At 65.5% G+C, this 16,707-nt stretch carries 14 protein-coding genes and 1 pseudogene; 12 read left to right on the top strand and 3 right to left on the bottom strand.

All coding sequences use genetic code 11. From position 1 onward, the window contains the following. The first annotated feature begins 50 nt into the window (after nt 1–50). The 3 genes and pseudogenes from pheT to VWP12_RS06430 form a co-directional block, all read left to right on the top strand. Complete coding sequence (pheT, locus tag VWP12_RS06440) at nt 51–2,426, top strand: phenylalanine--tRNA ligase subunit beta (protein ID WP_410473448.1); 2,376 nt, start codon at nt 51–53, stop codon at nt 2,424–2,426. A 23-nt stretch (nt 2,427–2,449) separates the two neighbouring features. Then, a complete protein-coding gene (locus VWP12_RS06435) occupies nt 2,450–2,752 on the top strand; it encodes an integration host factor subunit alpha (RefSeq protein ID WP_125198477.1) in 303 nt (100 codons plus the stop codon). Next, a pseudogene (locus VWP12_RS06430) lies at nt 2,730–2,994 on the top strand (MerR family transcriptional regulator); the annotation flags it as partial. The gene VWP12_RS06435 and the pseudogene VWP12_RS06430, both read left to right, overlap by 23 nt. 288 nt (nt 2,995–3,282) lie before the next feature. Here the strand turns inward: VWP12_RS06430 and VWP12_RS06425 are convergent. Next, the gene (locus VWP12_RS06425) at nt 3,283–4,089 is read right to left on the bottom strand and encodes a GNAT family N-acetyltransferase (RefSeq protein WP_410473447.1); all 807 of its coding nucleotides are present in this window, start codon (nt 4,087–4,089) and stop codon (nt 3,283–3,285) included. A 123-nt stretch (nt 4,090–4,212) separates the two neighbouring features. Beyond that, a complete protein-coding gene (locus VWP12_RS06420) occupies nt 4,213–6,228 on the bottom strand; it encodes a thioredoxin domain-containing protein (RefSeq protein ID WP_410473446.1) in 2,016 nt (671 codons plus the stop codon). Nucleotides 6,229–6,327: 99 nt separating this feature from the next. Here VWP12_RS06420 and lgt point away from each other — a divergent pair, with 99 nt between their 5' ends. The 4 genes from lgt to VWP12_RS06400 all read left to right on the top strand — a co-directional run bounded on the left by lgt (nt 6,328) and on the right by VWP12_RS06400 (nt 9,151). Further along, nucleotides 6,328–7,149, top strand: coding sequence for a prolipoprotein diacylglyceryl transferase (gene lgt, locus VWP12_RS06415; RefSeq protein WP_410473445.1), 822 nt, complete (start codon nt 6,328–6,330; stop codon nt 7,147–7,149). Next, nucleotides 7,146–7,940, top strand: a complete 795-nt coding sequence (locus VWP12_RS06410) for a thymidylate synthase (protein WP_410473444.1) — start codon at nt 7,146–7,148, stop codon at nt 7,938–7,940. The genes lgt and VWP12_RS06410 overlap by 4 nt, the downstream gene beginning before the upstream one ends. A 127-nt stretch (nt 7,941–8,067) precedes the next feature. Then, entirely contained in the window at nt 8,068–8,571 is a 504-nt protein-coding gene (folA, locus tag VWP12_RS06405; protein ID WP_125198472.1) for a type 3 dihydrofolate reductase, read from the top strand. A gap of 121 nt (nt 8,572–8,692) precedes the next feature. Next, nucleotides 8,693–9,151 carry a hypothetical protein gene (locus tag VWP12_RS06400; protein WP_125198471.1) on the top strand — a complete coding sequence of 153 codons (459 nt, stop codon included), beginning with the start codon at nt 8,693–8,695 and terminating at the stop codon, nt 9,149–9,151. 2 nt (nt 9,152–9,153) lie between these two features. Here VWP12_RS06400 and VWP12_RS06395 read toward each other — a convergent pair whose 3' ends face one another. Next, complete coding sequence (locus VWP12_RS06395; RefSeq protein ID WP_410473443.1) at nt 9,154–10,071, bottom strand: LysR family transcriptional regulator; 918 nt, start codon at nt 10,069–10,071, stop codon at nt 9,154–9,156. 156 nt (nt 10,072–10,227) lie between these two features. On the opposite strand from VWP12_RS06395, the gene VWP12_RS06390 reads away from it, so the two are divergent. The 5 genes from VWP12_RS06390 (at nt 10,228) to VWP12_RS06370 (ending at nt 16,707) form a co-directional block, all read left to right on the top strand. Next, nucleotides 10,228–11,649 carry a form I ribulose bisphosphate carboxylase large subunit gene (locus tag VWP12_RS06390; protein ID WP_125198469.1) on the top strand — a complete coding sequence of 474 codons (1,422 nt, stop codon included), beginning with the start codon at nt 10,228–10,230 and terminating at the stop codon, nt 11,647–11,649. Between the two features lie 43 nt (nt 11,650–11,692). Beyond that, nucleotides 11,693–12,025 carry a ribulose bisphosphate carboxylase small subunit gene (locus VWP12_RS06385; RefSeq protein WP_125198468.1) on the top strand — a complete coding sequence of 111 codons (333 nt, stop codon included), beginning with the start codon at nt 11,693–11,695 and terminating at the stop codon, nt 12,023–12,025. 63 nt (nt 12,026–12,088) lie between these two features. Continuing rightward, the gene (locus VWP12_RS06380; RefSeq protein WP_410473442.1) at nt 12,089–14,875 is read left to right on the top strand and encodes a CsoS2 family carboxysome shell protein; all 2,787 of its coding nucleotides are present in this window, start codon (nt 12,089–12,091) and stop codon (nt 14,873–14,875) included. A gap of 21 nt (nt 14,876–14,896) precedes the next feature. Further along, the gene (locus tag VWP12_RS06375; protein ID WP_410473441.1) at nt 14,897–16,459 is read left to right on the top strand and encodes a carboxysome shell carbonic anhydrase; all 1,563 of its coding nucleotides are present in this window, start codon (nt 14,897–14,899) and stop codon (nt 16,457–16,459) included. Then, complete coding sequence (locus VWP12_RS06370) at nt 16,456–16,707, top strand: carboxysome peptide A (RefSeq protein WP_058575620.1); 252 nt, start codon at nt 16,456–16,458, stop codon at nt 16,705–16,707. Before VWP12_RS06375 ends, VWP12_RS06370 begins: the two co-directional genes overlap by 4 nt.

Here is a 16,707-nt window from a genome sequence, read left to right as displayed (position 1 = left end):
CGCATCGTCGCGGCGGCCGACCGGACCAAGGCCCGAGGACCTGACACCCGATGCTTTTTTCCGAGAACTGGCTGAGAACCTGGATTGACCCGCAGGTCGATACCGAGGAGCTGGCCCACCGCCTGACCATGGCCGGCCTCGAGGTCGATGCCATCGAGCCCGCCGCCCCGGCCTTCGACAACGTCGTCGTCGCCGAGGTCAAGACCGTGCGTCCGCACCCGGACGCCGACAAGCTGCGTGTGACCGAGGTGTTCGATGGCGAGACCACCTGGCAGGTCGTCTGCGGTGCGCCCAACGTCCGCGAGGGCATGCGTGCACCGCTGGCCCGGGTGGGCGCCACCCTGCCCGGCGGCATGAAGATCAAGAAGGCCAAGCTGCGCGGCGAGCCGTCCCACGGCATGCTCTGCGGCGCCGACGAGCTGGGCCTGGCAAGCTCCCGCGACGGCCTGCTCGAACTGCCCGACGATGCGCCGGTGGGTGCGGACCTGCGCGAGTGGCTGGATCTCGACGACGCCGTGATCGAGCTCGGGATAACCCCCAACCGCGGTGATGTCCTGTCGATCGCGGGCCTGGCCCAGGAATGCAGCGCCCTGTTCGACGCCACGCTTACCGCACCGGACACCCAGGCGCCCACGTCAGCCACCGACTCGAACCGCGCGGCAGCGATCGAGGCTGCCGATGCCTGCCCGGTCTATCTCACCCAGGTGATCGAGGATATCCCGGCCCGTGACGATACCGACCTGCTGATCGCCGAGCGCCTGCGCCGCGCCGGCGTCTCGACGGTCGAGCCGATCGTCGATCTCCTGAACTACGTCATGCTCGAGACCGGCCAGCCGATGCACGCCTTCGACGGCGACAAGCTCGACGGCGACATCCGCGTGCGCTGGGCGAAGGCCGGCGAGAAAATGGTGGGATTGAACGAGCAGGAACTGGCCCTCGAGGACGACTGCCTGGTGGTGGCCGATGCCGGCAACCCGATCGCGCTGGCGGGCATTATCGGCAGCGCCCCCTCGGGGGTCTCAGGCGAGACTCGCCGCATCGTGCTGGAATCCGCCCACTTCACCCCTGAGGCGGTCGCCGGTCGCGCTCGCCGCTTTGGCCTGACCACCGATGCCGCCTTCCGCTTCGAGCGTGGCGTCGACCCGGGCCTGCCGCGCCAGGCAATCGACCGGGCCGCCCAGCTAATCACCGAGATGCTCGGCGGCAAGGCCGGGCCGGTGGTCGAAGCGAGCGGCGGTCGCGAACTGACGACCCCGGCCGCGATCACGCTCGACATGGAATGGGCCGAGCGACGCCTCGGCCTGCCGGTCGCCACCGAGCGTGCCGCCGACCTGCTTACCCGGCTGGGCTGCGATGTCACTCGTGATGCCGACGTGCTCTCCGTGGTGCCGCCGACCCGCCGCTTCGATCTGGCCATCCCCGAGGACCTGCTCGAGGAACTGGCGCGCCTGATCGGCTACGACAACTTCCGCGCGCCGATCACGCGCATGACCCCGGAGATCGGCCTGCCGGCGGCGACCACCAACACCACCACGCGCATCGGCGATCTCATGGCCGACCGTGGCTACTTCGAGGCGATCACCTACAGCTTCGTCGACCGCGATCTGGATGCGGTGATCACCCCGGGCACCCCCGCCATCGAACTGGCGAACCCGATCGCCTCGCAGATGGCGGTGATGCGCCAGAGCCTCTGGCCGGGCCTGCTCGAGGCCGTGGCCCACAACCAGAAACGCCAACAGCCGGCGATCCGCCTGTTCGAGACCGGCCACCGCTTCGCCGGTTCGACCGCCGCAGCCGCGCGGGAATCAAGCGAACTGGCCTTCGTTGCCGCCGGCCACGCGGCCCCCGAGCAATGGGGACAGGCCACGCGAACCGTCGACTTCTATGACATCAAGGGCGACCTCGAGGATCTGCTCGAAGGACTCGGCCTGAAAGACGCGCTCTCCTTCCATCCCGGCGAGCACCCCGCACTGCACCCGGGCCAGGCCGCCGAGATTCGGATCGACGGCCAGCCGGTCGGTCAAATCGGCGCGCTGCACCCGGACACGCTCAAGACCTTCGATCTGAAGGGGCCGGTCTTTGCCGCCCGTCTGTCACTTGAGGGCATTGCCGAGCGCCCCCTGCCGCAGAGTGCACCGCTGTCGAAGTTTCCGCGCATCCGCCGGGATCTCGCGCTGGTCACCCCGACCACGCTTGCCTTCGACGAGCTGGCCGCTGCCATCCGCGCCGCCGGCGGGGCATTCCTGCGCGATGTCGAGCCCTTCGACCGCTACGTGGGTGAGGGTGTGGCCGACGGCCAGCAGTCGCTTGCAGTGAAGCTCGTGTTCCAGAATGACGAGCGCACTCTCACCGACGACGAAATTACCGATACAATCAATCACATACTCGAGAACCTCCGCCAGCACGATGTCGAGCTGCGCGGTTGACTTGAACCCGGGAACCGATTTACATGGCTCTTACGAAAGCGGATCTGGTAGAAACGCTGCATAACGAACTTGGCCTCAACAAGCGTGAGGCAAAGGACTTCGTCGATCTCTTCTTCGAGGAGATGCGGCAGGTGCTGGAATCGGGCGAGGACATCAAGCTCTCCGGCTTCGGCAATTTCCAGTTGCGGGACAAGAACGAACGCCCCGGGCGCAACCCGCGCACCGGGGAGATGATTCCCGTCACCGCCCGCCGGGTGGTGACCTTCCGCGCCGGCCAGAAACTCAAGTCGCTGGTGGAAGCTTATGACGGCCCAGAGCAAGACTGAATTCACCTTCCCGCCGATCCCCAGCAAGCGGTACTTCACCATTGGGGAAGTCGGCGAGCTCTGTGACGTCAAGTCGCACGTGCTGCGTTACTGGGAGCAGGAATTCGAACCGCTCAAGCCGATCAAGCGCCGCGGCAACCGCCGCTACTACCAACGCCACGACATCGAGCTGATCCGCCTGATCCGCACCCTGCTCTACGATCAGGGTTTCACCATCGCCGGCGCCCGCCAGCAGCTTGCCGCCCTGCCCAAGGCCTCCTCGCGCGAGTCCTCCAGTGCGCTGGAAGCCGTGCGCGACATGCGCGAACGCATCAGCCAGAGTGGCGGCAACCTGCTGGCGCTCGACCCGCAAGGGGAAACCCGGCCAGACAACGAAACCACACCGGCCACTCCACCCCCCGAAGCCCCCGTTCCCAGCGGCCGGCAGCTCGACCTGCGCGAGATCCGACTCGGCCTCGAGGCCCTGGTCGACGAACTCACCCCCTACTGCGGCAAACGCGACCCGGACCAGTAAGCCAACCTAAGTCGACTCAAGCCGCGATATGCACGCGGCCCGCCCGCGGCTCCGGCTCGCGGCGGCGTTCGACGAAGTGACGCAGGTAGCGCGCCTGCAGGTCCGCACTTTCCAGCAGGATGAACAGGTCGGCACAGCCGAACGCCGGATCCCAGCACGGCTCTCCCCCGACCGTCGCCCCCAGGCGCATGTAGGCCTTCAGCAGTGGCGGCAGGCGGGTCGATGGCATGCTGACCGGCGGCTCATCGAGGGCCGGCAGTGGACGACGCGGGCGCACGCGCCGCTCGGCAGGTGCCAGGTGGCGATTGAGCAGGCTGTCGGTGATCGCCCGGGCGGTTGCCCCACCATCGTCCATGGGAATCGAGGCGCAGCCGATCAGGTAGCCGAAGCGGTTGTCCGCCATGAACCGGGCCAGCCCCGCCCAAAGGGCAGCGATCGTGCCACCCCGACGCCAGTCGGGATGCACGCAGGTCCGCCCAATCTCCATGACCCGTCCGGGCAGTTTGCGGATCCCGGCAAGATCGAATTCCTGCTCGGAATAGAACCCGCCGGTCAGGCAGGCCTGGGTGTCGGTCAGCACCCGGGTGCAGGCCACCAGCGCACCGCGGCGATCCCGCACCATCAGGTGATGACAGTGCGGATCGAACGCGTCGCGCTCCAGGCCATCATGCCCCGGCGGGATCCTCGCCCCCATCTCCTCGACGAACACCCGGTACCGCAGTCGGTAGCAGGCCTCGCGCTCCGCCCCAGTGGTGGCAAAGGCCACCGTCAGCCCACCCGATTCATTCAGCCGGTCACGCCGGCTTCCCTCGTCTCGCTGCATAGATCGTCTCCCCTGGCGTTTGATACTGATCGCAGGGTGGCGAGGCCAGTTGGCAGCGTGGTGACGAAACGATGTCGATCCGATGACCGGATGACAGTCGCTGGCAATTTGCGCCGGAATTGCTTACGCGAACTGCAGAAGCAACTGATCCGGATCGGCCTCGGGAGGCAGGCAGGCCGTGCCGCGACAGATGTACGCCAACCCGGAGCCGCCCTGGGGCAACGGCTTGTCGGGCAGCAAGTCATCACTGCCACTGGCGATCACGGTGATGCCGCGGCGACGCAACGTGGCGATCGCCGTCTGCCAGGCCGTCATCTCCCGGGCCTTGATTACCACCACCGTCGCGGGCTGGTGGAAGCGTCGCAGGGCGGCAAGCAGCCGCGTGTGGGCCTGCGGTGCACGTTCGATCGACCCGGCGGCGGCCTTGAAGATTGCCTCCGCGATGTCGAGCCAGTCGGTCCGGCCCAGGGCATAACCCAGCCGGGTAAGCACATCGGCCAGCACCGCGTTGCCGGCCGGCTGGGCGTCGTCGGTGAACACGACCAGCCCCGCCACCGGTGCCCCGTGACCGGCATGGCTGAGCCGGAAGGCACCACTGCCATCAGTGAACCGCTCGGTGATCGTGCCGATGATCTCCTCGATGCGGGCCAGCCGCTCGGCGTCGGGTACGCGAAAAAAGGCTTCGGTCTGGGCCTCCAGCAGCAAGGCAAGATCGTCGAGAAAGGCCGGCACCGACGGGCGCCCGTCAAGATAGCCGGTCGGCAGGTCGGCCACGGCGGTGGCCGCGGGTACCAGCCGATCGAGCAGGTCGAGGCCCTTGGTTGTCCAGTCGTCTCGCCCGAGCCGATTGCCGGCCCGCAGGAACCCGGTGGCCAGCAAGGCATTGAGTCCCAGCAGGGACTTGTCGTCACGCTTGGGCTGCGGACGGGCATCGCGTCGTGCCAGCAGGGCACGACGGAGGGGTTCGGCCAGTGGCCGCACCTGCTCCACGCTTCTAGCACGGCGCACCGCGGCCAGATGCCACTTGCCCTCGAAGTTCGCCGGGTGGTCGAGCCCGTACTCGCCCAGAAACCCCTCGATGGTGTCGGCATCGAGTCCGGCTAATTCCAGCACCTCGCGCGCCTCATCGGGCTTCCAGAGGTAGGTGGCGCCCTCCTCGCCCTGGGTATCGGCATCCAGGCTCGCAGCGAAGGTGCCGTCGGCCAGGCGCATGCGCTCGAGGAAGTGGTCGATGCTGCGTTCGAGCAGCGACTCGATCACGGCGCGTCGACCGTCCGATTCGCCTCCCAGGACGGCAAAGCGCGACAGGGTGTCCGGTAACTGGGCGTTGTCGACGAGCATCTTCTCGAAGTGGGGGATGGTCCAGTCGGCATCGACGCAGTACCGGAAGATGCCGCCGTCGAGGTGGTCGAACAGCCCGCCGTCGAGCAAGGCCGCCACGGCGTGATCCAAGGGGCCTTGCCCGTCGTCACCGCGAGCGGCCGCCTCGTCGAGCAGAAAGTCGAGCATGGGCAATTGCGGGAATTTCGGTGCACCACCCAGTCCGCCGTGCTTGTCATCCAGCGCTCCATCCAGCCGTGCCCGCGCGGCATGGGCGATCGACACCCGCGGCAGGTCGGCACCCCCGGGGGGCGTTGCGCTGAGCGCCCGGTGGACCGCCATGCCCTGCTCTCGCGTCTGGTCACGCTTTTCCCGGTAGACGCTGTGCACCCGCTCGAGCAGATCGGCAAAGCCGGGCATGCCGAAGCGCGGCTTTGCCGGAAAGTAGGTACCGATGAAAAACGGCGTCAGGTCATCCGGGTTGAGAAAGGCGGTCAGGGGCCAGCCGCCCCCGCGCTGGTTCAGGAGTGCATGCGCCGTCTGGAAGGTCTTGTCCAGATCGGGGCGCTCCTCGCGATCGACCTTGATATTGACGAAATGCCGATTCATCACCGCCGCGATTTCCGGATCGGAGAAGCTCTCGCGCGCCATGACATGGCACCAATGGCAAGCGGCGTAGCCGATCGACAGCAGGATCGGTCGGTCCTCGTCGCGGGCACGACTCAGGGCCTCGTCGTTCCAGGCATACCACTCGACCGGGTTATCGGCGTGGGCCTGGAGGTAAGGGCTTGTCGATTCCAGCAGGCGCGGATTGCTCATCGGATCGCTCCATTGAGGCGACGGATGGACGTCGCGAAACGGGGCCAACGATACTGGTAGACTCACCCGACTTTCACAACCGACACAACCGACGCCCCCATGGATTATCCCGCCATCGACCCCGTCGCCCTGCAGATCGGCCCCCTGGCCATTCACTGGTACGGGCTGATGTACCTGTTCGGCTTTGCCGGCGCCTGGGCGCTGGCCCGCCTGCGCGCCCGTCGTCCCGACTGGCCGATCGAGCCGGTGCAGGTCGACGATCTGCTTTTCTACAGTGCGCTGGGGGTAATTGCCGGCGGGCGCATCGGCTACATGCTGTTCTACCAACCGGGGCAGCTGATCGACTCGCCCCTGTCGCTGTTCGCGCTCTGGGACGGCGGCATGAGCTTCCATGGCGGACTGCTGGGCGTACTGGTCGCCATGGCACTGTATGCCCGGCGACAGGGACTGGCCTTCTTCACGGTCACCGATTTCATCGCCCCGCTGGTCCCCATCGGCCTGTTCTTCGGCCGGATCGGCAATTTCATCAACGCCGAACTGTGGGGCAGCCCTACCGCCCTGCCGTGGGGCATGGTGTTCCCCGGTGGCGGCCCCGAGCTGCGACACCCCTCGATGCTCTACGAGGCGTTCCTCGAAGGGCTGGTGCTGTTCGTCCTGCTGTGGGTGTTCTCGATGAAACCCCGGCCGCGCATGGCCGTCTCCGGGCTGTTCCTCACCGGCTACGGCACGTTCCGCTTCGCGGTGGAGTTCGTACGCGAGCCCGATGCCCACATCGGCTATCTCGCCGGCGACTGGCTGACCATGGGTCATGTGCTGTCCGCGCCCATGATTCTGGCCGGCATCGCCCTGCTGATCTGGGCCTATCGCCGCGGTATCATGGACCGCCCCGCTGACACCCAACCGACCGCGAGACCCGAATGAAGGCCTATCTCGACCTGATGCAGCACGTCCTCGACCACGGCGTGGATCGCGACGATCGCACCGGCACCGGCACGCGCAGCGTTTTCGGCCACCAGATGCGCTTCGACCTCTCGAAGGGTTTCCCCGCCCTGACCACCAAGAAGCTGCACCTGCGCTCGATCATCCACGAGCTGTTGTGGTTCATCAGCGGCGACACCAACGTGCGCTACCTGCAGGACAATGGCGTGCGCATCTGGAACGAGTGGGCCGACGAAAACGGTGACCTGGGCCCGGTCTACGGCGCGCAGTGGCGCTCCTGGCCGACGCGCGACGGCGGCACCATCGACCAGCTCGGCCAGGTGATCGAGCAGATCAAGACCAACCCGGACTCGCGCCGGCTGATCGTCACGGCCTGGAACCCGGCCGACGTGCCCGAGATGGCCCTGCCACCCTGCCACCTGCTGTTCCAGTTCTATGTGGCCAACGGCCGGCTCTCCTGCCAGCTCTACCAGCGCAGCGCCGATATCTTCCTCGGCGTGCCGTTCAATATCGCCAGCTACGCGCTGTTGACGATGATGATCGCGCAGGTCTGCGATCTCGAGCCGGGCGAGTTCGTCCACACGCTGGGTGACGCGCACCTCTATCACAACCACCTCGACCAGGCGCGCGAGCAACTGACCCGGGAGCCACGCGACCAGCCGATCATGCGCATCAACCCCGATCGCCGCACGATCGACGAGTTCGTCTTCGACGATTTTGAGCTGACCGATTACGACCCGCACCCGCACATCAAGGCCAAGGTCGCCGTGTAACAAGGTCGCCGTCCGACGACGTCGGCCTCGCGTCAGAACGGGCGGATAGAGGTGAACCGCCCCCACGTTTGGGCTAGACTGCCGGGTCGGTCCCACTCAATCACCATGCCGCGAGGCAGGAAACCGCATGCGCGTCAGTCTTATCGCCGCGATGGCCCGCAACCAGGTCATCGGTCGCAACAACCAGCTCCCCTGGCGGCTGCCGGCCGATCTCAAGCACTTCAAGCAGCTGACCATGGGCAAGCCCCTGATCATGGGGCGCAAGACCTACGAGTCGATCGGCAAACCGCTGCCCGGCCGGACCAACATCGTGGTCACCCGCGACGAGGGCTTCGCCGCCGAGGGCGTGATCGTGGTGCATTCGCTCAATGCCGCCCTGGCCGAGGCCGAGAAGCACCTCGACGAGAGCGAGGAGGCCATGGTGATGGGTGGGGCGAACATCTATTACCAGTACCTGCCCCGGGCCGACCGGATGTACCTGACGCTGGTGGAAGTCGAGGTCGCGGGCGACGCGCATTTCCCGGTGTACGTCCCCGACGAGTGGGAGCTGACCGAGGCCACGCGCCACGACCCGGACGATCGCAACCCCTACGCCTACCAGTTCCTGGTGTTCGATCGCATTCCGGCCTGAATTTCGGCCGGCCTTGCCGGTCTGACCTGATCCACGACATCAACTATCATCCGGTGAAGGGATTCCCGATCACGGCGGCGGTGCGCGGCACCCCGCCGGAACCGCCAACTCCGGAGTCCGCATGACCCAGCCGTCCCTCGATCTGCGCGACGAATTCGACTACCAGCCCGAGCTGATCGCCCGGCTGGTCGACGTCTACGAGATCGCCAACAACCATCGCTGGATCTACGCCAGCGTGATCGCCCTGACCGGCGCCTTCTTCATGCTGCAATGGTCGCTGCTGGCCGACACGGCGCAATACGGGCATCCATGGGTGGGCGTGCCCCTGATTGCCATGGCCGTCTGGCTCGCGCTGGCACCGGCGGCAACCGTCGCCAAGTGGGTGGCCCTGCCGGCCCATTTCAGCCGCGACTACCTCTCCTACCGCGACATCCACTGGATGCAGCAGATGACCGAGCGCCACCCGGTGCTGGTCACCAGCGCCGAGCCTTTCCTGAACGCGCGCGAACCCGTTCCGGTTGGCGCGTTGCGGGAATTCTGGGCGCCGCTGGTGCGCGAGGAAGAGCGCCAGAAGCGCTAGTCTCACTGCTTCTTAGGAAGACGCACCTGCCGCTCGGCCTGCTCCAGCACGTGATCGTGAAAGCTGCGCATCACCGGCGTGTCCCGCTTGCCCTGGCGCTGGACCATGTACCAGTGCCGGATGATTGGTAGCCCGTCGACGTCCAGAATCACAAGCCGGCCGGTCTCCAACTCAAGCTCGAGGGTGTGCTGCGACACGATCCCCACACCAAGGCCCGCCTCGATTGCCTGCTTGATCGCCTCGTTCGAACGCATTTCAAGCCCCGGTTTGACCGCCAGGCCGTGCTCCTCGAAAAAACGCTCGATCGCCGCCCGCGTGCCCGAGGCGGATTCGCGCTGCACGAAGCGGTGCTGCGCGAGTTCCTCGAGCGCGATCGACTTGCGCCCGGCCAGGGGATGATCCGCCGCGGCGATCGCGACCAGCGGGTTCTCCAGGAACGCCTCGGAATGCAGGTCGGCATCCGTGGGCGGCTCGCCCATGATCACGATGTCGGTCTCGTTGTGAGCCAGTTGCCGAAGCAGGCTCTGACGGTTAGTCACGTCCAGGCTGATCGACACTCCCGGGTAGCGCTTGGAGAAGTCGGCCAGCAGCCGGGCGACGAAGTAGTTCGCCGTACTCGCGACGCTGACACGCAGGTGGCCGCGGTGCACCCCCTTCATGCCCTCGAGCACCTCCTCGGCCTCGGTAATCACCTCGAGGATGCGCTGGGCGTATCCATACAGTTCCCTTCCGGCATCCGTGAGGTACAGTTGACGACCGGTCTGCTCGAACAGGGGCAGGTCGACATTGCTCTCCAGTTGACGAATCTGCATCGACACCGCGGGTTGAGTAAGATGCAGCTTCTCGGCTGCCTTGGTGTAGTTGAGGAGCTCGGCCGCGGCGCTGAAGACGCGCAGCTGGTGCAGTGTGAATCGAATCATCGGCTAACCCATAAGGCTTTCTTTATGGTGAACATCACTTATTTTGAATTGCTTTGATGGTCGCTGGACGTATAGTATCGGCCGAGACGAAAGAGGGGGCCTTCCCCTAGGTCGATCCCAAACCCAATGCCAACCTTACCCTTCCGGAGGATCGCTATGGCGAACAAAAGTTACAGCGCGGGCGTAAAAGATTACCGCGAAACCTACTGGATGCCGGAGTACACGCCGCTCGACACGGATCTGCTGGCGTGCTTCAAGATCACCCCGCAGCCGGGCATCGACCGCGAGGAAGCCGCTGCCGCCGTTGCAGCCGAGTCCTCCACCGGTACCTGGACCACGGTGTGGACCGACCTGCTGACCGACATGGACTTCTACAAGGGCCGTGCGTATCGCATCGAGGACGTGCCCGGTGACGACTCCGCCTTCTACGCGTTCATCGCGTACCCGATCGACCTGTTCGAGGAAGGCTCTGTCGTCAACGTGTTCACCTCGCTGGTCGGCAACGTATTCGGCTTCAAGGCCATCCGTGGCCTGCGCCTGGAAGACGTTCGCTTCCCGATCGCCTACATCAAGACCTGTGGCGGTCCCCCGCACGGTATCCAGGTCGAGCGTGACAAGCTGTCCAAGTACGGCCGTCCGATGCTGGGCTGCACCATCAAGCCGAAGCTGGGCCTGTCGGCCAAGAACTACGGCCGTGCGGTCTACGAGTGCCTCCGTGGTGGTCTCGACTTCACCAAGGACGACGAGAACATCAACTCTCAGCCGTTCATGCGCTGGCGTGACCGCTTCCTGTTCGTTCAGGAAGCCACCCAGACTGCCGAGAACCAGACCGGCGAGCGCAAGGGTCACTACCTGAACGTCACCGCGCCGACTCCGGAAGAGATGTACAAGCGTGCCGAGTTCGCCAAGGAAATTGGCGCACCGATCATCATGCACGACTACATCACCGGCGGTTTCACCGCGAACACCGGTCTGGCCAAGTGGTGTCAGGAAAACGGCGTCCTGCTGCACATCCACCGTGCCATGCACGCTGTTATCGACCGCAGCCCGACCCACGGTATCCACTTCCGTGTACTGACCAAGATCCTGCGTCTGTCCGGCGGTGACCACCTGCACACCGGTACCGTCGTAGGCAAGCTGGAAGGCGACCGCGCCTCCACGCTGGGCTGGATCGACCTGCTGCGTGAATCCTTCATCCCGGAAGACCGCTCGCGCGGCATCTTCTTCGATCAGGATTGGGGCTCCATGCCGGGCGTCTTCGCCGTCGCATCCGGTGGTATCCACGTCTGGCACATGCCGGCACTGGTCGCCATCTTCGGTGACGACTCCGTCCTGCAGTTCGGTGGTGGCACCTTGGGTCACCCGTGGGGCAACGCCGCTGGCGCCGCCGCCAACCGCGTCGCTCTGGAAGCCTGTGTCGAGGCCCGCAACCAGGGTCGTGACGTAGAGCGCGAAGGCAAGGAGATCCTCACCCAGGCTGCACAGCACAGCCCGGAACTGAAGATCGCCATGGAAACCTGGAAAGAGATCAAGTTCGAGTTCGACACCGTCGACAAGCTCGACACTCAGAACCGCTAATCCAGGCCTTCTTAACCAGAATCTGACTCATAGGTAAGAAACCATGAACCAAATGCAGGACTACAAGACGACGGTCAAGTTCGAGACTTTCTCCTACCTGCCGCCGATGACTCCGGACCAGATCCGCGCTCAGATCGAGTACGCCATTGCCCAGGGCTGGAGCCCGAGCGTGGAGCACGTCGAGCCGGAAAACATGATGAACCACTACTGGTACATGTGGAAGCTGCCGTTCTTCGGTGAAGACAACGTTGAGAACGTGCTGGCCGAGATCGAAGAGTGCCATCGCAAGTACCCGGGCCACCACGTTCGCCTGGTTGCGTATGACAACTTCACCCAGAGCCAGGGTCTGGCCTTCGTGGTTTACCGCGCCGGCTGATAAGCGATGCGGCTGCCCGCCTTCGGGCAGGCAGCTTAACCATCAACACGAGGTACAACAGGCATGCCTGTACAATCTGGAAACAATGCAGCCAGAAATCGTGCAGCAGCTCACGCCCGACGTGAGGAGCTTTCCCGTGGTGGCAACACCGCGGCAGCTTCTCAGGGTGGCGGCAGCCTCGCCGGTCTGACCGGCAAGGACCTGGCCCGCGCCCGTCGTGCGCAGTTGTCTGCACACGGCAAGAACGCCAGCACCTCGACCTGGAAAACGGCTGCGTCGGCCGCTCGCCAGAACCCCGCGGCATCGCGGGATTCCGGCAGCAACGGCGCTGCCGCCTCACAATCCCACGCATCCGGGTCCACCGAGGAATCCGTTGACGAGATGTGCTCGCTCGCCGAGTCCGATCCGAGTCAATACGGTTCCGAGGCAGATCTGGTGCGGTCCGTTTGCCGTACCCGTCGCCAGGCCATGGCGAAGTACGGCAAGAGTGCACTCCCGCCGAAGCCCGCCTCCCAGGGTGGCCCGGGTCGCAAGCAGATGCCCTTCGCTGACGAGGTTCGCTCGCAGCCGAAGCCGGCACCGGCTAGCAACGAGACCCAGGCCGACTCCGAGCACGAGGCTTCGTTCGAGTCACTCTGCACGGTCGCCAAAAAGCGTCCGGCCCGCCTTGGCCCGCAGGCCAACCGCGTGCGCCAGATTTGCCAAGCTCGCCGCGAGGCGATGGCAAACAAGGGCAAGCGTGCGTTGCCGGCCAAGCCGGCCTCGCAGGGCGGTCCGGGACGTGTGGGGTACCAGGTTCCGGGTTATCTGGACACCAGCGCCAGCGGTCGCGAGGCGGCCATGCGCCATCGCGAGATGCTGTGCCACTACGGCCGGGGCAGCTCCCCGTCCTGCCGTCCTACCGGACGTCGCAAGACCGATACCACCAGCGAGGCGTCCACGCCAAAAAAGGTGGAAACCGGTCACACGATTTCCGGCCGTGAGGTGAAGGGCACCCAGGTGGAGCGCTCCCATCGCGTTTCGGGTAACGAGTCCGGCAGCTGCCGGATGATTTCGGGTACCGAGTACATCGGTAACGAGCAGTACGAATCGTTCTGCTCCACCCGCCCGCAGCCGAACGCGCCGAAGGTTCGCACGTCGACGACCGCCAGCGGTCGTGGCGTCAGCGGCACCGCGGTAGGCCGAGCCGCCCAGGTCACCGGTGACGAGCGCGGGACTTGCGAGTCCGTGACCGGCACCGAGTACCTGAGCAGCGAGGACCTGCAATCGTTCTGCGGCACCAAGGCCCGTCCAACCCACGCCAACAAGGTGGTGGAAGGTCGGACCGAGAAGCAGATGCGTGTGACCGGTAGCGACGAATTCCGTCCCGCCCGGGCCACCGGTGGAGAAACGGGCGCAAGCCGGTCGATCACCGGGTCCGAGTACGCGGATTCCGGCGTAGCGCGGATGACCATCAACGGGGCACCGAAGAAGGTTGCGGAAACGCACACCTACACCGGTCGTACCGTGTCGGGCACCGCCATGGGTCGTTCCAGCCACGTCACGGGTGACGAGCCGGGCACCTGCCGCAATGTCTCTGGTACTCAGTATCTGAGCTTCGAGCAGTACGAGTCGTTCTGCGACACGCGCCCCGAGCCGGGCTACCAGAAGGTCGGCGTCGACCAGTCGCGCCAAGGCGAGCGGATCACGGGTAACCTCGTGGACCGTAGCGAGCGCGTGACAGGTAACGAGCCGGGCTCCTGCTCCCGTGTCACGGGTTCTCAGTACGGTGAACCGCGTCTTTGCGGTGGCGGCGTCGACAAGGTGCAGTCCATGCACACCCTCGCGGGTCGTGGACTGACCGGTCAGCGCGTCGACCATCACCCAAAGATGTCCGGTGACGAGCAAGGGGGGTGCATGCCCGTCACCGGTACCGAGTATTACGGCACTGAACACTACGGTGCCTACTGCTCGGGTTCGCCCGCACCCCACGCTGAGAAGGTCGAGACGTCGATGACCTGTGACGGCCAGACCGTTGGCGGCACGCCGATGGACCGGACCGATCACGTCACCGGCAACGAGTACGGTTACGACCACTACGTCAGCGGCACGCCCTACGCCAACGCGATGCACACCGGTTGTGCCGCACCGACCAGCTACCCGCTGGCCGCGCGGACCCAGCCGAGTGCTCGGTACGCGCCTCAGGCGGCTTACGCTCAACCCCAGGAGCCGATCACGGCCCCCGAGGACTTCAGCGTGAACCCGCCGGCACGCGCCGCTCGCGGCCGCGTCACGGGCAGTTCGTTTGACCAGGGTAGTGGCCGCATCACGGGTCCCGGCAACATGGCGATGGGACTGATCACCGGCACGCCGGAGTTCCGTCACCCTGAGCCGAGCGCCGCGCATCCGCGGATGGGTTCGGTCATGCCGACGCCGACGCCTGCCCCGCAGGCACCGGCCCCGGCACCCGCGCCTGCCCCGGCTGCTCCGGCACCGACTCAGAACGCGCCGGCCCAGCCGGTGGAAGCCGCCCAGCCGCAACCGGAGATCCCGGCTGCTGCTCCGGCCGACGCCGCGCTGCAGTGTGCTCCTGAAGCACAAGTCCGTGAGCGTGTCACTGGCGAAGGCGGTGAACGCTGCCGCATCTCCGGTGATGACTGGTCTCGCAACGGTTCGGTGACCGGTACCGAGGGCCAGTGGGCCCAGGGCCGCAACCCGTCCATGCGTGGTCAGGCTCGTGGTGCCGTGCGCAATGCCTGGGTCAACCGTGAAGTGCCGCGTCCGGATGTTCCGGCATCCAAGATCACCGGCAGCAGCGGTAGTGACATGAACGGCTCGACGATCACCTACTCCGGTGGTGCTCGAGGCTAAGTGGCAGGAATGAACGGTCAGATGACACAGCAGCCGTTTCGTCGCAGCAGTCAGGGTGCGCCCCGACTGGGTCAGCGTCGGGCGCCGTTCGGTCTGGGCGCACCCAGCGGGCTTCGCAGCCCCCTGGGCACGCCTCAGCCGATGGCGCACCCGGCCTGCCCCTCGCTGCCGGAACGCGGTTGTCATCATCCGCTCACCAACCACGAGGCCAACCGACAACTGGCGTATTGCGAAGACTCCGTCAAGGAGCGGTTCGATCGCATCGTTCCGTTTCTCAAGGAAGTGGCCGCCCTGCCCCGTGACGGGCAGCTGGGCGACCGCATCCAGGATCTGGCCCAAAACCGGCTGGGCCATGGCTTCGATGATGCCTTGGTCAACGACAGCTGGATCGAGGGCCCGGACCTGAAGGGGCTTTTCGCAAGTGCCACCTTTGAGGCGCTCAACGCTGCTACCAAGCAGTTCGGGCGCAAATTGGAAGACCAAAAGGACGACGCACTGTCCACGAGCAGCTTCTTCCTCGACTGCGATTTTCACGCGGTCGATATCAGTCCCTGCTCGGACGGACGGTTAAAGGGCCTGATGCCGTTTATCTTTCGGCTCCCGCCCTGGTCGTTCACTTATCGCAAGGCGTATGCCGGCGCACTGTTCGACGTCGAAGAGGATCTTCGGCTCTGGAGCGAAGTCGAACTCCGCCGGTTTCGCGAGGGCGTACCGAACCGGGCTGACGAGGGTACCCGCTATCTCAAGATCGCGGTTTACCACGGCAGCTCATCGGACCCTCACCATGAAGGCTGCGCCGCGCATGGCAGCGACGAGCGCAAGGCAGCCGAGGCCGCACTGGACCGGCTGCAGGCCTTCCGCCAGGCAGTGGAGAATACCTACTGCTGTGGTGCCAGCACGGACATCCTGCTGGTCGGTGTCGACACGGACACGGACGCGATTCGCGTCCACGTCCCCGACGCCAACGGCGATGTCAGCGTGCATCGATACATCGACAACGCCTACCTGTACCAGGAGACGTTGAACTTGGAGCGCGATGCGGCCCATCTGGCCATTTACGATGCCATCCGCTCGGTCAACGAAACCGACGACTGGGGGCGCACGACCGGGGGCGAACCGCACGACGGCATGCGGCGGTTCATTGCCAACCTGTTGATCAACAACCTGTCACAGATCGATTACGTGACGGAGCGTTACCAGGGGCGCTACCCGGCCGAGATCATCGGCCACGCCGAGCGCTACATCAGCGTCGGCGATGGCTTCGAGGAGGTGCAGATGCGCAATCTGGCGTATTTCGCGCACCTCCACACGGTGGAAGAGAACACGAACGACCTGGACGTCGGGATCAAGATTTTCCGCAAGCTCAATGTGAGCCACGGACTGCCCATCCCGATCGCCATCCACTTCCGTTACGACGGTCGTGTTCCGGGTGGACGCGAACGGGCCGTGGCCCGGGCACAGCGGGTCTGCAATGCGATCCGCGAGCGTCACTCGGAGCTGGATGAACAGGACATGCTGTATTTCCAGCTGACCGTACAGGACCGCCCGTCGGGCAGCGAAATTGAAGAGGTTTCTCAGGCATGAAGATCATGCGGGTCGAAAAGACCTTGGTCTCGACCAACCGGATCGGCGAGCTGGGCCACCGCCCGCTCCTGGTCGTGACCGACAAGCCGGGCGGCACGCCGCAGGTTGCCGTTGACGCGATCGGCTGCATCCCGGGTGACTGGGTGATCTGCGTCGGTTCCTCGGCGGCTCGGGAAGCGGCTGGTAGCAAGTCCTACCCGTCCGATCTGACCATCGTCGGGATCATCGACCAGTGGTCCGCTGAGTGA

It is taken from the genome of Guyparkeria sp. TX1 (assembly GCF_046523965.1).
Lineage (GTDB): Bacteria > Pseudomonadota > Gammaproteobacteria > Halothiobacillales > Halothiobacillaceae > Guyparkeria.
The sequence above is the reverse complement of the archived record's forward strand: the minus strand, read 5'-3'. Positions and strand labels throughout refer to the sequence as shown.